The 20,828-nt window shown below is 30.7% G+C and carries 20 protein-coding genes; 18 read left to right on the plus strand and 2 right to left on the minus strand.

Annotation, left to right across the window (positions count from 1 at the left end):
* Nucleotides 1–729, plus strand: a 729-nt coding sequence (locus tag L988_RS11050) for a DUF3387 domain-containing protein (RefSeq protein WP_047384264.1), incomplete at its 5' end; no start/stop codon positions are given.
* Nucleotides 730–800: 71 nt separating this feature from the next.
* Here the strand turns inward: L988_RS11050 and L988_RS11055 are convergent.
* Nucleotides 801–1,814, minus strand: coding sequence for a molybdopterin-binding protein (locus L988_RS11055; protein WP_047384266.1), 1,014 nt, complete (start codon nucleotides 1,812–1,814; stop codon nucleotides 801–803).
* An 8-nt stretch (nucleotides 1,815–1,822) separates the two neighbouring features.
* The gene (locus tag L988_RS11060) at nucleotides 1,823–2,599 is read right to left on the minus strand and encodes an RNA-binding protein (protein ID WP_047384267.1); all 777 of its coding nucleotides are present in this window, start codon (nucleotides 2,597–2,599) and stop codon (nucleotides 1,823–1,825) included.
* 107 nt (nucleotides 2,600–2,706) lie between these two features.
* On the opposite strand from L988_RS11060, the gene pssA reads away from it, so the two are divergent.
* The 17 genes from pssA (at nucleotide 2,707) to L988_RS11145 (ending at nucleotide 20,783) form a co-directional block, all read left to right on the plus strand.
* On the plus strand, nucleotides 2,707–3,423 hold the full coding sequence (pssA, locus tag L988_RS11065) for a CDP-diacylglycerol--serine O-phosphatidyltransferase (protein WP_052191826.1): 717 nt from the start codon (nucleotides 2,707–2,709) through the stop codon (nucleotides 3,421–3,423).
* A 108-nt stretch (nucleotides 3,424–3,531) separates the two neighbouring features.
* The gene (locus L988_RS11070; RefSeq protein WP_047384269.1) at nucleotides 3,532–5,721 is read left to right on the plus strand and encodes an ATP-dependent helicase; all 2,190 of its coding nucleotides are present in this window, start codon (nucleotides 3,532–3,534) and stop codon (nucleotides 5,719–5,721) included.
* Nucleotides 5,722–5,739: 18 nt separating this feature from the next.
* Complete coding sequence (lpxC, locus tag L988_RS11075) at nucleotides 5,740–6,582, plus strand: UDP-3-O-acyl-N-acetylglucosamine deacetylase (protein WP_047384271.1); 843 nt, start codon at nucleotides 5,740–5,742, stop codon at nucleotides 6,580–6,582.
* On the plus strand, nucleotides 6,576–7,001 hold the full coding sequence (gene fabZ / locus L988_RS11080) for a 3-hydroxyacyl-ACP dehydratase FabZ (RefSeq protein ID WP_047384272.1): 426 nt from the start codon (nucleotides 6,576–6,578) through the stop codon (nucleotides 6,999–7,001). Before lpxC ends, fabZ begins: the two co-directional genes overlap by 7 nt.
* Nucleotides 7,002–7,020: 19 nt before the next feature.
* Nucleotides 7,021–7,794 (plus strand): acyl-ACP--UDP-N-acetylglucosamine O-acyltransferase, encoded by a 774-nt coding sequence (gene lpxA, locus L988_RS11085; RefSeq protein WP_047384274.1) that lies wholly within the window; start codon nucleotides 7,021–7,023, stop codon nucleotides 7,792–7,794.
* The gene (locus L988_RS11090; RefSeq protein ID WP_047384276.1) at nucleotides 7,794–8,597 is read left to right on the plus strand and encodes an LpxI family protein; all 804 of its coding nucleotides are present in this window, start codon (nucleotides 7,794–7,796) and stop codon (nucleotides 8,595–8,597) included. The genes lpxA and L988_RS11090 overlap by 1 nt, the downstream gene beginning before the upstream one ends.
* Nucleotides 8,594–9,664 carry a lipid-A-disaccharide synthase gene (gene lpxB, locus L988_RS11095; RefSeq protein ID WP_047384278.1) on the plus strand — a complete coding sequence of 357 codons (1,071 nt, stop codon included), beginning with the start codon at nucleotides 8,594–8,596 and terminating at the stop codon, nucleotides 9,662–9,664. Before L988_RS11090 ends, lpxB begins: the two co-directional genes overlap by 4 nt.
* 1 nt (nucleotide 9,665) lies before the next feature.
* The gene (locus L988_RS11100; RefSeq protein ID WP_052191827.1) at nucleotides 9,666–11,507 is read left to right on the plus strand and encodes an ABC transporter ATP-binding protein; all 1,842 of its coding nucleotides are present in this window, start codon (nucleotides 9,666–9,668) and stop codon (nucleotides 11,505–11,507) included.
* Nucleotides 11,508–11,520: 13 nt separating this feature from the next.
* Entirely contained in the window at nucleotides 11,521–12,252 is a 732-nt protein-coding gene (gene rph / locus L988_RS11105) for a ribonuclease PH (RefSeq protein WP_052191830.1), read from the plus strand.
* Nucleotides 12,252–12,842 carry an XTP/dITP diphosphatase gene (locus L988_RS11110; protein WP_047384280.1) on the plus strand — a complete coding sequence of 197 codons (591 nt, stop codon included), beginning with the start codon at nucleotides 12,252–12,254 and terminating at the stop codon, nucleotides 12,840–12,842. The genes rph and L988_RS11110 overlap by 1 nt, the downstream gene beginning before the upstream one ends.
* A gap of 49 nt (nucleotides 12,843–12,891) precedes the next feature.
* A complete protein-coding gene (gene smc / locus L988_RS11115; RefSeq protein WP_047384281.1) occupies nucleotides 12,892–16,407 on the plus strand; it encodes a chromosome segregation protein SMC in 3,516 nt (1,171 codons plus the stop codon).
* A gap of 15 nt (nucleotides 16,408–16,422) precedes the next feature.
* A complete protein-coding gene (gene lpxK, locus L988_RS11120) occupies nucleotides 16,423–17,439 on the plus strand; it encodes a tetraacyldisaccharide 4'-kinase (protein WP_047384283.1) in 1,017 nt (338 codons plus the stop codon).
* Nucleotides 17,429–18,139, plus strand: a complete 711-nt coding sequence (locus L988_RS13320; RefSeq protein WP_052191828.1) for a hypothetical protein — start codon at nucleotides 17,429–17,431, stop codon at nucleotides 18,137–18,139. Before lpxK ends, L988_RS13320 begins: the two co-directional genes overlap by 11 nt.
* A gap of 13 nt (nucleotides 18,140–18,152) precedes the next feature.
* Entirely contained in the window at nucleotides 18,153–18,605 is a 453-nt protein-coding gene (locus tag L988_RS11130; RefSeq protein WP_047384284.1) for a PTS sugar transporter subunit IIA, read from the plus strand.
* Entirely contained in the window at nucleotides 18,606–19,172 is a 567-nt protein-coding gene (gene nadD, locus L988_RS11135) for a nicotinate (nicotinamide) nucleotide adenylyltransferase (RefSeq protein ID WP_047384286.1), read from the plus strand.
* Nucleotides 19,173–19,283: 111 nt separating this feature from the next.
* The gene (locus L988_RS11140) at nucleotides 19,284–19,970 is read left to right on the plus strand and encodes an isoprenyl transferase (RefSeq protein ID WP_047384287.1); all 687 of its coding nucleotides are present in this window, start codon (nucleotides 19,284–19,286) and stop codon (nucleotides 19,968–19,970) included.
* A complete protein-coding gene (locus L988_RS11145) occupies nucleotides 19,971–20,783 on the plus strand; it encodes a phosphatidate cytidylyltransferase (RefSeq protein WP_047384289.1) in 813 nt (270 codons plus the stop codon).
* Nucleotides 20,784–20,828 lie beyond the last annotated feature (45 nt).

Below are 20,828 nucleotides of genomic sequence, written 5' to 3' on the forward strand. Positions count from 1 at the left end.
TTTAAAGCTGTTAAAGCTAGTGTTATTAAGTTAGAAACTGAGGATAAAGGAGATAATCCTAAGAAACTAACTCAGGCTCAGATAAATGAAAGAATAGCAGCACTTATGTCTAAAACAATTATATCTGAAGAGGTTATAGATGTTTATTCTGAATTAGGATTAGATAATGCGGATATATCTATTCTTTCAGATCAATTTTTAAAAGAGGTTGAGAAGATAAAATATAAAAATTTAGCTGTTGAGATGTTAAGAAAACTAATAGAGGGTAAGATTAAATACTCTAGCAGAAGAAATCTGGTGGTAGCTGAAAAGTTCTCACAAAGACTTCAAAAGGCTATGAGCTCATATAGAAATAAGGCTTTAACAAGTTTAGAGATAATGGAAGAACTGCTAAAGATGGCTAAGGAGTTTATGGAAACTCATAAAGAGGGTGACTCACTTGGTTTAACTGAGGATGAGGTAGCTTTCTATGATGCTTTAACTCGTGATGAAAAAGTAAAAGAGATGTTAGGTGATGATATACTGGTACAGATAACAAAAGAGCTGACAGAGACTATTAGAAAAAATATGACTATAGATTGGTATGATAAAGAGAGCATACAAGCTAAGATGAGAACATCTATCAGAAGACTTCTTAGAAAGTTTGGTTATCCTCCAGCAGACACAGAGGATACAACAGAACTATTATTAAAACAAGCTAAGGTAATGTGTGAAGAGAGTATTGTATAATTCAAAAATAAAAAGAGCTTTAGAGTCTAGTCAACTTCTAAAGCTCTTTTTATTTTTGAAATGTAAAAAAGTTATTTTCCAAATGAACAATGAGGGTATGTACATATCGGACAGTCTAAGCAAAGACCACCATGTCCATATTTTGCGATATCTTCAAAAGTAAGTTTTTCATCTGTTAAAATTCTAGGAAGAACTAAATCAAATGCCGTTCTTTTAGAGTGCATAACACAACCTGGAAGTCCAAGAATTGCTTTTTCACCGTGGTAAGCTAGAAGAAGCATAGCTCCTGGAAGAACTGGTGAACCATAAGTTATTAATTCACCACCCATCTCTCTTATAGCAAGAGGTGTTCTATCGTCTGGATCAACAGACATTCCACCAGTACAAAGAATGACCTCTGCTTCAGATTTTAAAGCCTCAGCAATTTTCTCTTTTATCATCTCTTTATCATCAGATGAGAATGTATGATAGACAACTTCGCATCCATATTCGTTAACTTTTTTTGTTAAAATTGGTCCAAATTTATCTTGAATTCTTCCATAAAAAACTTCGTTACCAGTTGTAATTATAGCAACCTTTTTTGGTTTTATAGGTAAAACCTTTATAATCTCTTTTTTTGAGATTTTTTCCATTTCTAAAATCTTTTCTTCGTTGATAACCAGAGGAATAACTCTTGTTCCAGCAACTTTAGTTCCCTTTTTTACAGGAGTATTATTATGTAGAGTTGCAATTACAATCTCTCTAAGAGAATTAATTTTTAGAAGTTCATCAACATCAACTTTTAAAAGTCCATTTTCAGCAGCTAAAAAATCTATCTTTCCCTCTTTTATAGTAGAGAAATCTAAACCACATCCAGCAGTGTGCTCTTTAATTCTTATAGCGGCATCATTTTCGTGAAGTGTTCCTTCTATATGTTCCCAAACGAAAAGATTATCTTTCCCTAATTTTAAAAGTTCAGGTACATCCTCTTCAGTGATGATATGTCCTTTTTTAAAAGCAACACCTTTAAACTCTCCAGGAACAATTTTTGTTATATCATGGCATAGTATCATACCGACTGCATCTATAGTTTTAACAGTTTTCATTTCTCCTCCTAAATATATTGTTTGATTAGAATTTTAAATTTTCCTTTTTTGTTTTCCCCTAGATTTTGCTCTAAGATAAACTTTCCTTTTTTTCTGATAGTTATAACAGAACCGATTTCAATATTTTTACTTTTACTCTTTTCGACAGAGTAGTTGACAAGAACATCTCCACTTTCGATGAGATTTACACTGATGTTTCTTGAAAAGTTGCCGATGCATGCAATTATAGAATCCAATCTAAAAGATGGAATGGTATCTGTAAACTCTTTAAATTCAGGTTCTGGAATTTCAGAGATTGAAAATTCCTTGATTTTTATAGGGATTGTATTAATTCCTTCTAAAGAGCTAACTATGATGTTATAAATATCTGTTAGAGCGACGCAATAACCTATATTATCTTTAACTAAGATATCTCCTAAAGTTTCTCTTCTTAGACCAAGGCTCATAATAGAGCCTAAAAAATCTTTATGTTGTAAGTTTTTAAATTTGTTATTTGCATCAATTTTAAAATAAGTAATCGGTGGTTCTAATGTGCTGACATCAAACTCTTTAGGAGCAAATACAATTAATTTTTTTTCGCTGTTTTCGGTTAAACCAAAACTTTTAATTTGAAGACCAATAGAGCTACAAAATTCACAAAGTTTGCTAGCAATTTGAGGTGGAAGAAAGGTTCTTCCATAAACTGGATAATCGATGTCTAGACATAGAGATATATCCTCAAAAACAGAGGCTATTACAAACTCGTCCTCGCCATTGAAAAGGTTGAAAAAATAGTTTTTATTCATAAATTCTCTCTTTCACTTAAATATTTTGAAAAACATAGATAAGTTGATTTTATCCCATATTTATGATAAAATCAAATAGATTTGTAAAAATAGGGAGATGATTAAAAATGGTAGAAAGAAAGTATATTGCACCTAATGCAATTACAGCAGCGAATATGTTTTTAGGATATCTAAGTATCACAGCTTCCATAGCGGGGGATTATTCAAAAGCTATCTGGTTTATAATATTAGGTATGGTTTGCGATGGATTAGATGGAAAAACAGCAAGAAAATTAGATGCATTTAGTGAATTCGGAAAAGAGTTTGACTCTTTCTGTGATGCAATAACTTTTGGATTAGCACCGGCAATATTAGTTTATTCACGTCTTAATGCTTTAGGATTAAATAGCATAAGATCGTTTGTAGTTCCAATATCGTTTATATATGCGTTATGTGGAGTTATGAGATTAGTAAAGTTTAACATAGTAACAACAGCTTCAAGTGAAAAAGATGACTTTAGTGGAATGCCTATTCCGTCAGGAGCATCGGTAGTTTGTTCATATCTTTTATTTGTTGAGGCAATGAAAGAGAGCTTTGGAATGAATTTATTCTCAGTAGAAGCATTTGTAGGGTTAACTTTATTAGCTGCGATATTAATGGTTAGTACAATTCCATTTAAAACACCTGATAAAGTGTTTGGATTTGTTCCTAAAAAACTGATGTTACCGTTTGTAGTATTGATATTAGCTACACTAAAATATAGCATGTTTATTGTTACTTGCTACTATATTTTAGTAAATTTAATGAAGTTTTTCTCGGAGAGATCAAAAGAGGAACTTGAATAGAAAATAATGAACTATGATACCCGATAAAATCCAAAAAAACTATTGGAAAATCGGGTATTTTATTTGAATAGTAATATAATTATATGGTATAATTTCAAAGGAGAAAATATGAGTATATTAGATAAATTAAATGAAAAACAAAGGGCTGCAGCTCAGAAAATAGAAGGACCACTACTAATATTAGCAGGAGCGGGTTCTGGAAAAACAAGAACTATAACTTACAGAATAGCTCATATGATAAATGAAAAAGGGATTTCACCTTATAAAATTTTAGCTGTAACGTTTACAAATAAGGCGGCTAAAGAGATGAGAGAAAGAGTTGAGTTGCTAATAGGTGATGATGCTCATAAAGCCATGATATCGACATTCCACTCGTTTGGTGTAAGACTATTGAGAGTTTATGGAGACAAATTAGGTTATGGAGCTAATTTTACAATATATGATACGGATGACCAGAAAAGAGTTGTTAGAGCTATAATGAAAGAGCTTGTAGTAACAGATAAATCTTTAACAGAGGGAGCTGTCGTATCAATAATTTCAAAATTAAAAGAAAATAGTGTAAGCGTAGCTGATTATGAAAAAGAAAATAGATTTGATAATAATTATAAAATTATTTTAGAGTGTTACAGAAGATATAATGTGGTTTTAAAAGAAAATAACGGAATGGATTTTTCAGATATATTAGTTAACCTACATAGATTGCTAGATATACCTGAAGTTTTAGAAAAATTACAAGAGAAATTCCAGTATGTTATGGTAGATGAGTATCAAGATACAAATAACATTCAATATAATATAATAACAAAAATATCGGCTAAATACAGAAACATCTGTGTAGTAGGAGACGAAAATCAAAGTATATATGGTTTTAGAGGAGCTAATATAAAAAATATTTTAGATTTTGAAAAAGACTACAAGGATGCTTTAGTTGTGAAACTAGAGGAAAACTATCGTTCAACATCAGCTATTTTAACGGCTGCAAACGAAGTTATAAAAAACAATAAAACTTCAAAGGATAAAAATCTTTGGACTAAAAAACCTCAAGGTGAACTTATAACAGTTAAAGAGTGCTTAGATGGAAGAGCGGAAGTTAACTATGTAATTGAAGAGATTGTAAAAAGAAAAAATCTTGGTAAAGCATATAAAGAGTTTACAGTTCTTTATAGAACAAATGCACAATCAAGACTTTTTGAAGAGGGATTATTAAAATATAATATTCCATATAAAGTTTTTGGAGGAATGCAATTCTACCAAAGAGCAGAGATAAAAGATATTGTTGCTTACTTAACGGTTATAAATAATCCTCAGGATACAATCAATCTAAATAGAATAATAAATGTTCCTAAAAGAAAAATTGGAGATAAAAGTATAGAGAAAATTAGAGATTTTGCAAATGAGAGTTCAATATCAATGTTTGAAGCTCTTGGAAAAGCAAATGATATTCCTGGGTTAACGGCTGGAGTAAGAATTGCCTTAGATGAACTTTATACAACATTGACAGATTTGATTGAGCTAACAAACGATGGATCTGTAAGTGAAGTTTTTGATGAGTTAATTAGAAGAGTAGGATATTTTTCATACCTAAACTCAAACTATGGGGCAGAAGCTGAAGGAAGAGTTGAGAACGTTGAAGAGTTAAAGAACTCAATTGTAGAATTAGAAAAAACTGTTGATTTTTTAACTTTGAGAGAGTATTTAGAAAATATATCTTTAGTAAGTGCAACAGATGATTTAGATACTGATGTAGATTATGTAAAACTTATGACTATTCATAATTCGAAAGGATTAGAGTTTCCGGTTGTATTTTTAACAGGAGTAGAGGATGACATATTCCCAGGATCTAAAAAAATTCTTTTCAATCCTGAAGAGTTAGAAGAGGAGAGAAGACTTTGTTATGTAGCAATAACAAGAGCTGAAGAGAAGCTATATATGAGTTATGCTAAAAGTAGATTTGTTTATGGTGAATTTCTAGGAAAGATAAAATCTAGATTTATAGATGAGTTACCTAGAGAGGTTGTAGAAGAGGAGAGAAGAGCAGAGGAGCTTCTACCTAAATCAAGAATTTCAACTGAAACAAAAAAAGTAACAGGATTTAAAAATATTATAGATGCAAGTGACTTGAAAAAAATGAAAGACATTGCAAACTCACCATTTAAAATGGGAGAAAAAGTTATACATACAAAGTTTGGACTAGGAAAAGTGGTAGAGATATCGGAGAAAAAAATAGGAGTTCAATTTGTAGATGGGAAAAAAGATATAGCTTTAGTTTTAGCTACGAAATTTTTAACTAAGGCATAATTCAAAGGAGAGAATTTTATGAAAAGAAAAACTTTGAATAAAGAGGTTCAATATAATGGAATTGGACTTCACAAAGGCGAAGAGATAAAAATGAGATTAATTCCAGCTCAGAATGGTGGAATAGTTTTTAAAAGAGTTGATTTAGAAGAGGGAAAAAACATTATATCGATGTCCTTAGAAAATACTTTTGATTTAACAAGAGGAACGAATCTGAAAAATGAGTTTGGAGCAGCAGTTTATACAATAGAACATTTTTTATCTGCACTTTATATAGCGGAAATAACAGATTTAGTTGTTGAGTTAGATGGTAATGAGTTACCTATAGGTGATGGAAGTGCAAAAGTTTTTATAGAAGTTATTGAAAGCGTTGGAGTAAAAGAGTTAGATGAGGATATAGAAGCGATTGTAATAAAATCTCCTATAAGCTTAACGGTTGGAGATAAACATATTGTAGCCTTACCTTTTGATGGATATAAAGTTACCTACACAATAAAGTTTGATCACACATTTTTGAAAAGTCAAATGCTAGAAGTTGTTTTAGATATGGAAACTTATAAAGCAGAGATATCAAACGCTAGAACTTTTGGATTTGATTATGAGATTGATTATTTAAAGAAAAATAATTTAGCTTTAGGTGGAACTTTAGATAATGCAATTGTTGTAAAAAAAGATGGAGTTTTAAATCCAAGTGGATTAAGATATGACGATGAATTCGTAAGACATAAAATATTAGATTTAATTGGAGATTTAAAGGTTTTAAATAAACCGATAAAAGGACACATAATAGCTATCAAAGCAGGACATGCTTTAGATATAGAATTTGCAAAATTACTTAAAAAGCAGGAGGAAGAAATATGTTAGATGTTATGGAGATAATGAAGAGAATACCACACAGATATCCGTTTTTATTAGTTGATAGAATTTTAGAGATGGATGTAGAAGGACAAAAAATAAGAGGATTAAAAAACGTAACAGTAAATGAGGAGTTTTTTAACGGTCACTTCCCAGGACATCCAATTATGCCAGGTGTTTTAATCGTTGAAGGAATGGCTCAATGTTTAGGAGTTTTAATACTTGATGATTCAGGATCAAAGGTTCCTTATTTTGCGGCTATAGAAGGAGTAAAATTTAAGGCTCCAGTTAGACCAGGAGACCAATTAATATATGAAGTGCAAGTAGATAAATTAAGAAGAAATATAGTAAAGGCTACAGGAGTAGCAAAAGTAGATGGAAAAGTTGTAACAGAAGCATCGTTTACATTTACTATAATGGATAAATAGAGAGTAGGGTGAAAAAATAGTGGCTGAAATACATAGCACTGCTATAGTTGAGGATGGAGCGATACTGGAACCTGGAGTTAAGATAGGTCCTTTCTGTATAGTGGGGAAAGACGTAAAGATAGGAAAGAACACAGTATTACAATCTCACGTTGTAGTTGAAGGAATAACAGAGATAGGAGAGAACAATACAATTTACTCTTTTGTTTCAATAGGAAAGGCTTCACAAGATTTAAAATATAAAGGAGAGCCGACTAAAACTATAATTGGAGATAATAATAGTATTAGAGAGTTTGTAACAATTCACAGAGGAACAGATGACAGATGGGAAACGAGAGTTGGAAGTAATAACTTATTGATGGCTTATGTTCATGTTGCTCATGATGTTATTGTTGGAAGTAATTGTATACTAGCTAATGGAGTTACTTTAGCTGGTCACGTAACAGTGGATGATTTTGCGATAATAGGTGGTTTAACACCAGTTCATCAATTCTGTAGAGTAGGATCATATTCTATGACTGGTGGAGGAAGTGCAATAAACCAAGATATATGCCCGTTTGTTATGGCTGAAGGAAACAAAGCTGTAATTAGAGGATTAAATACAGTAGGTCTTAGAAGAAAAGGGTTCACAGAAGAGGATCGTTCAAATCTGAAAAAAGCTTACAGAATAATATTTAGAAATGGAAATCCACTGAAGGACGCTTTAGCTGAATTAGAAGCTGAGTTCCCAGAGGATAAGAATATAAAATATCTTGTAGAATTCATAAAAGAAAGTAATAGGGGGATTACAAGATAATGAAAAAAGTTGGAATAATAGTGGGTAACGGTAAGTTACCTCTATATTTCCTTAGAGAAGCTGAGGCTAAAGGGATAGAGGTATATTTAATCGGTTTATTTGAAACTATTGAGGAAGAGATTAAATCTCATAAAAATTATAGAGCCTTTAATATTGGAGAGATTGGAAAAATCACAAAATTTTTACTGTTGAACGATATTAAAGAGGTAGTTATGCTTGGTAAAGTTGAAAAATCAATTTTATTCCAAGAGATGAAATTGGATTCTTTTGGTGAAGGATTGATGGAAAAGCTACCGGATAGAAAAGATGAAACACTTCTTTTTGGTGTAATCTCTTTTTTAAGATTAAATAAAATAAAAGTTTTACCTCAAAATCATCTTTTAGGTGATATGATGTTTAAAGAAAAATGTTATACAAAGAATAAACCTAATTTAGAGGATAAAAAAACAATAAAAATAGGAGCAGAAGCTGCAAAAGCATTGAGTGAAGTTGATGCAGGACAAACTGTTGTTTGTAAAGAGTCCTCTGTTGTTGCTTTAGAGGGGATAGAGGGAACAGATAAAACAATAGATAGAGCAGGTGAGTATGCAGGTGAGGATTGTGTTATAATAAAAATGGCAAGACCTCAACAAGATATGAGAGTAGATATTCCTGCTGTAGGAATTGAAACAGTAAAAAGAGCTGTTAAGATAAAAGCTAAAGGGATAGTAGCAGAAGCTAATAAGATGTTATTCTTAGATATGAAAGAGTGTATTGAGTTAGCAGATAAAAATAATATCTTTATTATTGGAGTGAAAATATGAAAATATTTGTTTCAACAGGAGAGGTATCAGGAGATTTACACCTATCCTATTTAGTTAAAGAGGCTAAAGAGTTAGATAAAAATGTTGAATTTTATGGAGTTGCAGGAAAACACTCTAAAAATGCAGGTGTAAATATTATCCAAGATATAGATGAACTTGCAATTATGGGATTTACAGAAGCTATAAAAAAATATAGTTATTTAAAAAATAAAGCAATAGAATATCTGGAGTTTATAAAAAAAGAACAGATAAAAAAAGTTATAATGGTAGATTATGGAGGATTTAATCTGAAGTTTTTAGAGATGCTAAAAAAAGAGATTGAAGACATCGAAGTATTCTATTATATTCCACCAAAACTTTGGATTTGGGGAGAGAAGAGAATTGAAAAGCTAAAATTAGCAGATCATATAATGGTTATATTTCCTTGGGAAGTTGATTTTTATAAGAGTCATGGCGTAGATGCTATATATTATGGAAATCCTTTTACAGAGAGATATAAAAACATAGAAAGAGAAAATAAGAGTATTCTTTTATTACCTGGAAGTAGAAAACAGGAGATAAAATCTTTAATACCAGATTTCTTAGAAATTGTAAAAAGAAATAAAAACGAAAGTTATCTTTTAAAACTATCTTCGAAAGATCATCTGAAATGGATAGATGAAGATTTAACAAAATATAGTAATCTAGAAATTAGTTATGATTTAAGCTTAGCAGCAGCAGTGGGAAAAAGTAAAATTGCGATAGCAGCATCAGGAACAGTAACTTTAGAGTTGGCATTACTAGGAATACCAACGATTGTTGTTTATAAAACCAATTTTATAAACTATTTTATAGCTAAATATATTCTGAATGTTGGATTTGTATCTCTGCCAAATTTGACGTTGAACGAGGAAGTTTTTCCAGAGCTACTTCAAAAAGAATGTAATGCTGATGAAATAGAAAAGAGTATGAAAATAATTTTAAAAGATTTGGACTCTGTTCAAAAAGATATAGAGAGAATAAGAGAAAAACTTTCAGGTACAGACATTACAAAAAGGTATGCTGAATTTTTATTGAAAGGAAAATAAAATGGAAAAAGTTAATAAAATAGATTCGAAAATAATGGGGTTTTTTAAAAATAAATCTTTAAAAACTTTTTTAAAATACAGTTTAAAATACAAAATGGCTATGTTAGGTGTAATAACACTATCTACAGTGACATCTTTAATGAGTGCTGTACCAGCTTGGCTAAGTAAATATCTAATAGATGATGTTCTTGTTGCAAAGAATTCAAAAATGATGTCAATTGTAATTGGAGCAATATTCGTTTCAACAATTTTGAAGGTTGTTACAAACTATTTTTCGGATATCTATTCGGGATATATTACAGAAAAAATAAGAAGAGATATAAAAATAGATGTGTTTTCACATCTACAAAATTTACCTTTGGCTTATTTCAAACAAAATAAACTTGGGGACTTAATGGCCAGACTTTCAGGAGACTCAACTACTTTAGGAAGAATTGGATTTATGTTATTTGATATGTTAAAAGAGTTTGTAACAGTTTTAGCTCTTTTAGTTAGAATGTTCCAAGTTGATTTCATTTTAGCTTTAATATCCCTGACAGTTTTACCAGCAATCTTATCGCTAGTAAAAAAATATACTAAAAAGATTAGGAAATCAGGAAGAGTTAGACAAGATACAGTTGGAGATGTGACTGCTTTTGTGCAAGAATCATTATCAGGAATCTCTGTTATAAAAGGATTTAACAGAAGTGAAAAGATGATAGACAACTATAGAGGTGTAACTCAAGACGAGTTTGATAAGATATATAAGGCCACAAAGATAAAAGCAAAGGTTTCACCTATAAATGAGGTGCTATCAACAATAATGATACTGCTAGTTGCAGCTTATGGAGGATACCAAATAATAGTTGCTCAAACTATGACTCCTGGAGATTTAATATCATTTATAACAGCAATCGGACTTATGCAACAACCATTAAAAACTTTAATTAAAAGAAATAGTGAATTGCAGGAAGCTCTTCCATCAGCGGACAGAGTTATTGAGATTTTAGATGTTAATTTAGAAGTTGATCATATAGGTGATGCTCCAAAAGAGGTTCCAGAAATCATAGAGAATATCAAGTTTAATAATGTTGATTTTAAATATGATGACGGTGACGAGAAGGTTCTAAAAAACTTTACATTGAATGTTAAAGCTGGAGAGGTTGTAGCTTTAGTTGGAAAGAGTGGAAGTGGAAAGACCACTCTGGTAAACTTACTTCCAAGATATTACGATATAACTTCGGGAAGCATTAAAATTAATGGAACAGATATAAGAGAGATGTCATTACAAAAATATAGAAACCACATAGGGATAGTTCCTCAAGAAACTTTCCTATTCAGTGGAACTATAGGTGAAAATATAGGATTTGGAAAAGATAACGTTACAGAGGAAGAGATAATGAAAGCTGCTAAGATGGCAAATGCTTATAACTTTATAATGGAACTACCAAATCAATTTAATACAGAGGTTGGAGAAAGAGGAGTACTTCTTTCTGGAGGACAAAAGCAAAGAATAGCAATAGCTAGAGCCTTAGTTCAAAACCCAAGTATAATGATATTAGATGAAGCAACTTCAGCTCTAGATACAGAATCAGAAAGATTGGTACAAGATGCTTTAGATAAATTGATGAAGGGAAGAACAACTTTTGTTATAGCCCATAGACTTTCAACAATAATAAATGCTGATAAGATTGTTGTTATGGAAAATGGAGAGATAAAAGAGGTTGGAAACCACCAAGAATTACTACAAAATAATGGAATATACAGAAAACTTTACGAAATTCAATTTGGGAAGATAGAACCAATAGAGATAGTGGATTTAATTGAAGCTCAAAAACTTGAAGAGTTAGAGCAGTATGTGTAGAAAGGAAGAGATGATGATAAGATTAGATGGAAGACAAACAGATGAAAAAAGAGCAGTAAAAATAACGAGAAATTACACAATGTATGCAGAAGGTTGTGTATTAATAGAGATGGGAAATACAAAGGTAATATGTACAGCAACAGTTGTAGATAAAGTACCTCCATTCCTAAGAAATCAAGGAAAAGGATGGATAACAGCTGAATACTCAATGTTACCAAGAGCAACTGGAGAGAGAAATCAAAGAGAAGCTGCTAAAGGTAAACTTGGTGGAAGAACTATGGAGATTCAAAGACTTATAGGAAGAGCTTTAAGAGCTTGTATAGATTTAGAGAAATTAGGAGAAAGAACAATCACTATTGACTGTGATGTTATTCAAGCCGATGGTGGAACAAGAACTACTTCTATAACAGGTGGATTTATAGCTTTAGAAATGGCTATGAGAAGACTTATGGAAGCTGGAACTTTAAAAGAGAACCCAATCGTTTCTAACTTAGCAGCTGTTTCAGTAGGAATGGTAAAAGGAACTCCTATTTTAGATTTAATGTATACTGAGGATTCAGAAGCTGAAGTAGATATGAACGTTATTATGAACGATAAAGGAGAGTTTGTTGAGATTCAAGGAACTGGAGAGGAGTCAACATTCTCGAGAAAAGAGTTAAACGCTATGTTAGATTTAGCTGAAAAAGGTATCTATGAGTTAATAGATATTCAAAGAAAAGAGATAGAGGAGGAGTTTTCAAAGTAATGAAGATATTTTTAGCCACAGGAAATAAAAAAAAGATAGATGAAATGTCTAAAATTTTAAGTAACTCTAATTTTGAGATACTTTCTATAAAAGATGGAATCGAGATTCCTGAGGTTATAGAAGATGGAGATACTTTTGAAGAAAACTCAAAGAAAAAGGCTTTAGAGATTGCAAAGTTTACAAATATGATTACAATTTCAGATGACTCAGGACTTTGTGTAGAAGCTTTAAATGGCGAGCCAGGAGTTTATTCTGCTAGATATGCTGGTGAGGATGGAAATGATGCCGCTAACAATAAAAAGCTTATAGAAAATCTGAAAGGTATAGAGAATAGAAAAGCTAAATTCGTAACAGTTATTACCTTAGGAATGCCAAATGGAGAGTCTCACTCTTTCAGAGGTGAGATTGAGGGAGTAATAGTAGATGAGGCAAGAGGAGCAGAAGGATTTGGTTATGACCCTCACTTCTATTTACCAGAGTATGATAAAACATTTGCAGAGATGCCTGAGATAAAAAATCAAATTAGCCACAGAGCAAAGGCTTTAGAAGCTTTAAAAGGTGGAATTGATAAAATATTAAATAGAGGCTAACCTAAGGGTTAGCTTTTTTTAAGATAAAAGAAGTTATTAGGGAGATAAAATGTACTTAAAAGGTGTAGAGATTTATGGATTTAAATCTTTCGGAGAAAGAATAAGAATCGATTTTGATGGCGGGATCACATCGATTGTTGGACCTAACGGAAGTGGAAAATCAAATATATTAGATGGAATATTATGGGTTTTAGGAGAACAATCATATAAGAATATAAGAGCCAAAGAGAGTAAGGATATCATATTCTCGGGTGGAGAGGGAAAGAAGCCTGCTAGTTATGCTGAAGTATCACTTTTTATAGATAATAGAGATAATTTCTTCCCAATAGAAGCCGAGAACATAAAGATAACAAGAAAGATGTCTCAAAATGGAGATAACGACTATTTAATAAACGATAAAAAGGTTAGACTTAAAGATATTGGAGAGTTATTCTTAGATACTGGAGTTGGAAAGAGTGCTTACTCTGTAATAGGACAAGGTAAGGTTGAAAGAATAATATCATCTTCGAATAAAGAGATAAAAAGTATAATAGAAGAGGCTGCTGGAGTAAAAAAATTCCAATATAAAAAATTAGAAGCTGAAAAAAGATTGGAGAAAGTTCAAAATGAACTTGAAAAAATAGAGTTAGTTTTAACTGAAATTGGAGAGAATAGAAGTAGAGTTGAAAAGCAATCTAAAAAAGCAGTTGAATATTTAGAGATAAAAGATGAAAAAAATACTCTTCAAAAAGGAGTTTTAACATTTGATTTGAACTCGAAAGAAACAATAATAAAATCTGGAGAGAAAGAGCAGGAAAGACTTCAAAGTATAACAGTAACTTTAGATGAAGAGTTGAAGAGATCTGAAATAGAACTAAATAGTATCGAGGCAAGAAGAAAAGAGTTATATGAAAAAATAGAGAATTTCTCAGAGAGCAATACATCTTTAAAATCAGAGATAGAAACTCTTGAAAAAGAGGAGATAAGAGTAAGAGAAAGAAGTACATCTTATACAAGAGAGCTAAAGCAAAAAGAAGAGGAGTTGTTGTCGATTGAGAAAACAATTTTATCAAAAAAAGAGATAGCTCAAAAGTTAGAAGAGGAAAAAGAGAGAGTAAAAGAGAGAGTTCTTGAAATCGAAGGAAAAAATAGAGAGTTTGAAAGAGCGATTGAAGAAAAAGAGAATAGTAAAAAAGATAAAGAGATAAGTGTTGAGCTAAAAAAGAGAAAAATAATGGATTTAGAAGTTGAAAAACTGAAGCTATTAAATGAGATAGAGAGTTCAACAAGAAGAATGAAGGGAAGCGAATTCAAAATTAACTCTTTAAAAGATGAGCAAGAGGGATTCCAGAAAAAGATTGATGAAAATTCAGCTGAACTAGAGAAAGCTTTAAAAAATAGAGATTTAAAAATAAAAGAGTTAAAAGAAACAGAAGAGAGACAGATTAAGTTAGAGCAAGAGATAAGTGAGTTAAGTCGTGATATGAATAAAGCTGCTGAACTTATAAGAAATGCTGAATTTGAAGAGAAAAGAGCCTCAGCAAGACTTGGGGGTCTTTACAGAGTTCAAGAGAGTAACGAAGGATTCTATAAAGGGGTTAAAGAGGTTTTAAATGCTAAAATAGCAGGAGTAGAGGGAGCTGTAATATCTCTAATAACAGTTCCAGAAGATTATCAAAAGGCAATTGAAGCAGCTATTCCAGGAAATTTACAAGATATAGTTGTTACTAGTAGTGAGGTTGCTAAAAAAGGTATTGAGGTATTGAAAGAGAAAAAAGCTGGAAGAGCATCGTTCTTAGCACTAGATACAATAAAAGTTGGAGGAGTTAAAGATATTCCTAAACTAGATGGAGTTATTGGAAGAGCAAGTGATTTGGTTTCAGCTGAAAAAAAATATTCTAAAGTACTAGATATGTTGCTAGGAAATATCTTGGTTGTAAAAGATACGGATATCGCTTTAAAGATTTTAAAAAGTAATAGTTATAGTGGAAATATTGTAACACTTTCAGGAGAACTGCTGAGTTCTAGAGGAAGAATAACGGGTGGAGAAAATACAAACTCTATAGTTAGTCAAATTTTTGAAAGAAAAAAAGAGATAAAAACATTAGAAGATAGCATAAAAGAGATGACATCAAAATTGAAAGAGTGGAATGAAAAGGTCACTATAATGAGTGATAAACTTGAGAAATATGAAGATGAAATCGGTGGAATAGATGCTCTAGAGGATTCTTTAAGAAAACAATCTAAGTTGGCTGAAGAGTTGTATAACGATTTGAAATCTAAGGGTGAGAAATTAGCAAAAGAGAGTAGAGTAGTAGCTATAGAGATTGCAGAAGAGGAAAACTATAGCAAAGAATATGCAAAAAGAGTAGAGAGTTCTCAAAGTGAAAAAGAGATAACAGAGAAGATAGTAGCTGAATTAAAAAATGAACTAGATAATGAAAATATATCTATTCAAAATTTAAATTCTGAGATAAATGAACTAAAAAATCAATTCTCAGATATAAGAATTTTATATCTAAACAGTAAGGATAGATTTGTTCAAATTGAAAGAGAAGAGTTAAGAGAGAAAGTTGAACAAGATGAAATTTTAGATAAAAAAGAAAAAAATTCAAAAATTTTATCAGAAATTAAAAAAGAACTTGAAAAATTAGAGGAAAAGGCTCATACTATAATAGATGAGATAAAGAACAAAAATATAAAATTTGAAAATGAAAACGCAGAACTAAAAGAGATGAAGAAAGAGGATCATATCTTAGAAGAAAAATCAAAAGAGTTAATGAAATCATCTAGAGAGATTGAATCTACTTTATTTAAAGAGAAAGAGATTTTAAATAGAGAGTTAGAAAGAAAAGATAGAATTTCAAAAGAAATAGAGGAAATATTAACTCAATTAGAAGAACTTGTAGAGGTAGAGATTCAACAACTGAACGAAGAGGAGATAAAAACTTCTAGAGCAAGAGTAAGAGAGTTAGAGGTTAAGTTAAGAGGATTTGATTCAGTTAACCTTCTTTCGATTGAAGAGTTTAAAGAGTTAGATAATAAATATAAATTCATTGACCTTCAAAGAGAGGATTTAGTTAAGGGTGAGAAAAGTTTATCTCTATTAATTAAAGAGATTGATGAAACAATAGAGGAAAAATTCTACGAAGCGTATGAAGAGATTAATAAAAATTTCAATGAGATGTGTGTAGAAACATTGGACAATTCAGAGGGGCAACTTTCACTTCACAACGGAGAAGATTTTACAAATTGTGGAGTTGAGATCTCTGTTAAGTACAAAAATAAAAAGAGACAAGCACTATCTTTACTTTCTGGTGGAGAAAAATCGATGGTAGCAATAGCGTTCATTATGGCGATATTCATGTATAAGCCAAGCCCATTCACATTCTTAGATGAGATTGAGGCCGCTTTAGATGAAAAAAATACCAGAAAATTAATTGGAAAGTTAAAAGAATTCACTGATAGATCTCAATTTATTTTAATAACACATAACAAAGAAACTATGAAAGCTTCAGATTCTCTATATGGAGTAACAATGAATAAAAAAATAGGAATTTCTAAATTAGTTCAAGTTAAAATTTAGAAAAGAGAGGAAAAAATGAGACTTTTATCGTATATATATTTTTTAATAACCTCAATACGAAATTGGCTTTACGATAAAAGGTATCTTAAAATAAATGAGATACCAGATGTTGATATTTTATGCATAGGAAATATAACTGTTGGAGGTACTGGGAAAACTCCAGCAGTTCAATTCTTTGCAAAGAAACTTCTGAAAATGGAGAGGAAAGTTGCGATAGTATCAAGGGGATATAGAGGGAAAAGAAAGGTTGATCCACTAATAGTAAGTGATGGGAAGAAAATTTTAGTAAGTTCAAAAGAGAGTGGAGATGAACCATATATCCATGCTTTGAATTTAAAAGTTCCTGTTATAGTTGGAAGAGATAGATACACAGCTTGCAAATTGGCAGTTGAAAAATTTGGCGTAGATACAATTATATTAGATGATGGTTTTCAACATAGAAAATTAAAAAGAGATAGAGATATAGTACTAATTGATGCAACTAATCCATTTGGTTGGGGAGCTTTATTACCTAAAGGAACTTTAAGAGAAGATTTTCAAACGGGTGGAGATAGAGCTAGTGAGTTTATAATAACAAAATCAGATTTGATATCAGAGAGTGAATTAGAAACAATAAAAAGATTTTTAAAAGTTAAATTTAAAAAACCAGTTTCAGTAGCAAAGCATGGTGTAACATCACTATGCGATGTGAAAGGGAATGCAAAACCATTATTTTGGGTAGCTGGAAAAAGAGTTTTACTTTTCTCAGGATTAGCAAACCCACTTAATTTTGAAAAGACAGTAATCTCTTTAAATCCGGAATATATTGAAAGAGTTGATTTCATGGATCACCATGATTTTAAAGAGAAAGACTTTGATGTTATAAAAAGAAGAGCAGCAGCTATGGATGCAGATTTTATAATAACAACAGAAAAAGATTTGGTAAAAATACCAAAGGACTTAAATATAGACAATTTATTTGTTCTTAAAATAGAGTTCACAATGTTAGAAGATAATAGTTTAGAAGGATTTGGTGAAAGTAATGAAAAATAAAATACAAGAAAGAGTTGCAAGAGTTATTGAAAATGCAGAGATTCTTGATAAAAGAGCATATTTAACAGTTGATGCTGAAGGAGTTATAAAAAGAAAAGATATGAATTTGACAATACCGGCAATGGTGTTTTGTCAAAATGATGAAGTTTTCAATATGACTTTAGAAAAAGAGTGTAATAAAGTTGAGAGAGAAAAAGAGAAGAAAATAGAAAGATTATCAAATCTATCTGTGGATAAATTAAAGGAAAATCTTGTTAAGTTAGTGGTAAAAGGAGAGATAGAATTCTCTAAAAGATATGCAAAGGAACTGGCTTTAAGAGATAAAGAGGAGTTTTTGAAAACACTATTTAATTTAGCATTAATGGATAACCCATCATCAATGAAAGCATTGATGGCATTATCGATGAAAGAGATTCTAAATACTCTTGGTTGGATTGATGAGTTAGGATATTTGGTAATAAGTTATTTTACAAAACAAAGATATGACCTTCACCTTTTAGAAAATGTAGAGGAAAAAGAGGCTTTAGAAACTATTCAAGAGGATTCGTTAGCTTTAGTTGCGTATAAAAAAGTTTTAGAAAGTTATGAATATACTAATGCTAAAAAATATATTGGAGTTTTAAATGAAAGCTCTAGAAAGATTAAGTTTAAAAACTATTCAGAAGTAGAAAAAGAGATTTTAAAAAGTATAAAACTTTAAAAGGGGGCAACAGGTGTTAAATTATTTTAATATAAAAATGATTAACATTTTAGACAATAAATCTGTTTCAAAAGATGAAATACTAAGAAAATTAGTATTTAATATGGCTGAAAACAGTGAGTTTATATTAGATAGAGATAAATTTTATGAAGAGGTTTTAGAAAGAGAGAAAGTCGGAACAACAGGAATAGGAATGGGAGTTGCAATTCCTCATGCTAGAACAGAAGCAGTAAAAGATATTGTTGTAGCTGTCGGATTATTGAAACAGCCTGTGGACTTTAACTCTTTAGATAATGAAAAAGTAAAAATAGTGATATTGGTTGGAGCTCCAAAGGGAGAGAGTAAAAAATATCTAGAACTACTATCATCATTATCTCGTATTTTCAGAGATAAAAAAACAAGAGAAAGCATATTAGATAGCACTACAACAGAGTGTTTAATTGAAGCTATTGCGGAGATTGGATAGATGAAGGTAGGCATATATGGTGGGAGCTTTAATCCTATTCATAATGGACATGTTTATATAGCTAAACTTGTGTTAGAAGAATTAAAATTAGACAAATTATTGATAATTCCTGTAGGAAATCCATCACATAGAGAGAATCTGTTGTTAGATGGAAAATTAAGATTAGAGATGTGTAGACTAGCTTTTGAAAATGAAAGAAAAATAGAGGTATCAGATATTGAAATCTCTTCTGATGAGGTTTGTTATACTTATGATACGCTATTAAAAGTTATGGAGTTATATCCTGATTGTGAGTACTTTGAAATTATTGGTGAAGATTCAGGTGCATATTTTCAAAAATGGAAAAATTATGAAGAGATTTTAAAGTTGTCGAAAGTTGTAATTCTTCAAAGAAAAGGATATGAAACGACATTGAAAAATTCAAATATTATACATATAAAAAATAAGTTTTTCAATTTTTCGTCAACAGAGGTAAGAGATGCTATAAAGGAAGGTAAAACAATAGCTTGTATGGTTCCTTCAAAAGTAGAGAGATTTATAAAAAATAATAAATTATATAATAAGTAAAAAGAGGTAGCATAAAAACTACCTCTTTTGTTCACTTAAAGGCCATTTTTTTTATGGAAAAAATGTTCTAAATATGGTAAAATTTAGTGATTTATTGAGAGGAGATAAAAGATGAATTTATTAGTACCAAATCACATAGCAATTATTATGGACGGAAATGGTCGTTGGGCAAAAGCCAAGGGGATGCCTAGAACATATGGACATAAAGCTGGAGCGGATACACTAAGAAAAATACTAACTTCTTGTGGTGAGTTAGGAGTAAAGTATTTGACAGTTTATGCTTTTTCTACTGAAAATTGGAAAAGAGCTAAAGAGGAAGTTGATACATTGATGTTTCTTTTTAAAACTTATTTAAGAAATGAAAAGAAGTTATTGATGAAAAATAATGTAAAATTTTTAGTTTCTGGAAGAAAAGAGGGAGTTAGTGAAGACCTTCTAAATGAGATTAAAAAACTAGAGGAAGCAACGAAAGGAAATACGGGAATAACTTTGAATATAGCGTTTAACTATGGAGGAAGAGTTGAATTAGTTGATGCTATAAAAAAAATTGTAGAAAATAAAGAGGAAAATATAACAGAAGAAACTGTAGAAAAATATTTATACAATCAATTACCAGATCCAGAGTTATTAATAAGAACAAGTGGAGAGATAAGAATTTCTAATTTTTTATTGTGGCAGATAGCCTATTCTGAAATATATGTAACAGATACTTATTGGCCAGACTTTGATAAAGCTGAGTTGATAAAAGCAATAGAAAGTTATCAAAAAAGAGATAGGCGTTTTGGAGGAGTAAAATAGATGTTGAATAGAATATTAGTAGCTTTAATAGGGATACCACTTTTAATGACAATATTGTTAAAAGGAGGGTTTTTACTATTATTATTTGTAAATTTTGTTATTTTAGTAGGATTATTTGAATTTTATAAAATGGCAGAAATTGGTGGAAAAAAAGCTGATGTAAATCTAGGTTATTTAGCTGGATTGGCAGTTCCAAATATTATTTATTTTTCAAACGTAACTGATACAACATTGATACTTATGCCAATAACAATTCTCACTATAGTATTAATCGGAAAAAAGGTTTTACAAAATAAAGTTGAAAATTCAAGTAGAGACATAGGGATAACACTTTTAGGAGTAGTTTATGTTTCTGGATTATTTTCGCATTTATTATTGATGAATTATCTTCCTAATGGAGGTAAATGGCTTTTAACGATTCAAATTTTAGTTTGGGTTTGTGATTCATTTGCTTATTTTGTAGGAATGGGTATTGGAAGAAAGATATTTAAAAAAGGATTCAGTTCGATAAGTCCTAAAAAATCTATAGAGGGATCTATAGGTGGGATTACTTTTACAATGTTAGCAATCTATCTAATAAATAGATATTTCAACATTTTTGATACTGAAGTTAGTACAGCAGTTGTTTTAGTAGTTGGATTTTTAATAAGTATAGTAGCTCAAATAGGTGACTTAGGAGAGTCTATGTTTAAAAGAGAATTCAAAGTTAAAGACTCAGGTAAGCTGTTAGGAGAACATGGAGGAATATTAGATAGATTTGACAGTATGCTATTTGTAGTTCCAACTGTATATTATTTATTAAAACTTATTTAAAAAATAGGGTAGCTTGTAAAAAAAGCTACCATTTTTTTAGAGAAT

This window comes from Cetobacterium sp. ZWU0022, from assembly GCF_000800875.1.
Classification (GTDB): domain Bacteria; phylum Fusobacteriota; class Fusobacteriia; order Fusobacteriales; family Fusobacteriaceae; genus Cetobacterium_A.

Excerpts from the sequence above, each read along its gene's own strand:
- L988_RS11055 (WP_047384266.1), bottom strand. The coding sequence starts at position 1,814 with ATGAAAACTGTTAAAACTATAGATGCAGTCGGTATGATACTATGCCAT.
- L988_RS11060 (WP_047384267.1), bottom strand. The coding sequence starts at position 2,599 with ATGAATAAAAACTATTTTTTCAACCTTTTCAATGGCGAGGACGAGTTT.
- pssA (WP_052191826.1), top strand. The coding sequence starts at position 2,707 with ATGGTAGAAAGAAAGTATATTGCACCTAATGCAATTACAGCAGCGAAT.
- L988_RS11070 (WP_047384269.1), top strand. The coding sequence starts at position 3,532 with ATGAGTATATTAGATAAATTAAATGAAAAACAAAGGGCTGCAGCTCAG.
- lpxC (WP_047384271.1), top strand. The coding sequence starts at position 5,740 with ATGAAAAGAAAAACTTTGAATAAAGAGGTTCAATATAATGGAATTGGA.
- fabZ (WP_047384272.1), top strand. The coding sequence starts at position 6,576 with ATGTTAGATGTTATGGAGATAATGAAGAGAATACCACACAGATATCCG.
- L988_RS11090 (WP_047384276.1), top strand. The coding sequence starts at position 7,794 with ATGAAAAAAGTTGGAATAATAGTGGGTAACGGTAAGTTACCTCTATAT.
- lpxB (WP_047384278.1), top strand. The coding sequence starts at position 8,594 with ATGAAAATATTTGTTTCAACAGGAGAGGTATCAGGAGATTTACACCTA.
- L988_RS11100 (WP_052191827.1), top strand. The coding sequence starts at position 9,666 with ATGGAAAAAGTTAATAAAATAGATTCGAAAATAATGGGGTTTTTTAAA.
- rph (WP_052191830.1), top strand. The coding sequence starts at position 11,521 with ATGATAAGATTAGATGGAAGACAAACAGATGAAAAAAGAGCAGTAAAA.
- L988_RS11110 (WP_047384280.1), top strand. The coding sequence starts at position 12,252 with ATGAAGATATTTTTAGCCACAGGAAATAAAAAAAAGATAGATGAAATG.
- smc (WP_047384281.1), top strand. The coding sequence starts at position 12,892 with ATGTACTTAAAAGGTGTAGAGATTTATGGATTTAAATCTTTCGGAGAA.
- lpxK (WP_047384283.1), top strand. The coding sequence starts at position 16,423 with ATGAGACTTTTATCGTATATATATTTTTTAATAACCTCAATACGAAAT.
- L988_RS13320 (WP_052191828.1), top strand. The coding sequence starts at position 17,429 with ATGAAAAATAAAATACAAGAAAGAGTTGCAAGAGTTATTGAAAATGCA.
- nadD (WP_047384286.1), top strand. The coding sequence starts at position 18,606 with ATGAAGGTAGGCATATATGGTGGGAGCTTTAATCCTATTCATAATGGA.
- L988_RS11140 (WP_047384287.1), top strand. The coding sequence starts at position 19,284 with ATGAATTTATTAGTACCAAATCACATAGCAATTATTATGGACGGAAAT.
- L988_RS11145 (WP_047384289.1), top strand. The coding sequence starts at position 19,971 with ATGTTGAATAGAATATTAGTAGCTTTAATAGGGATACCACTTTTAATG.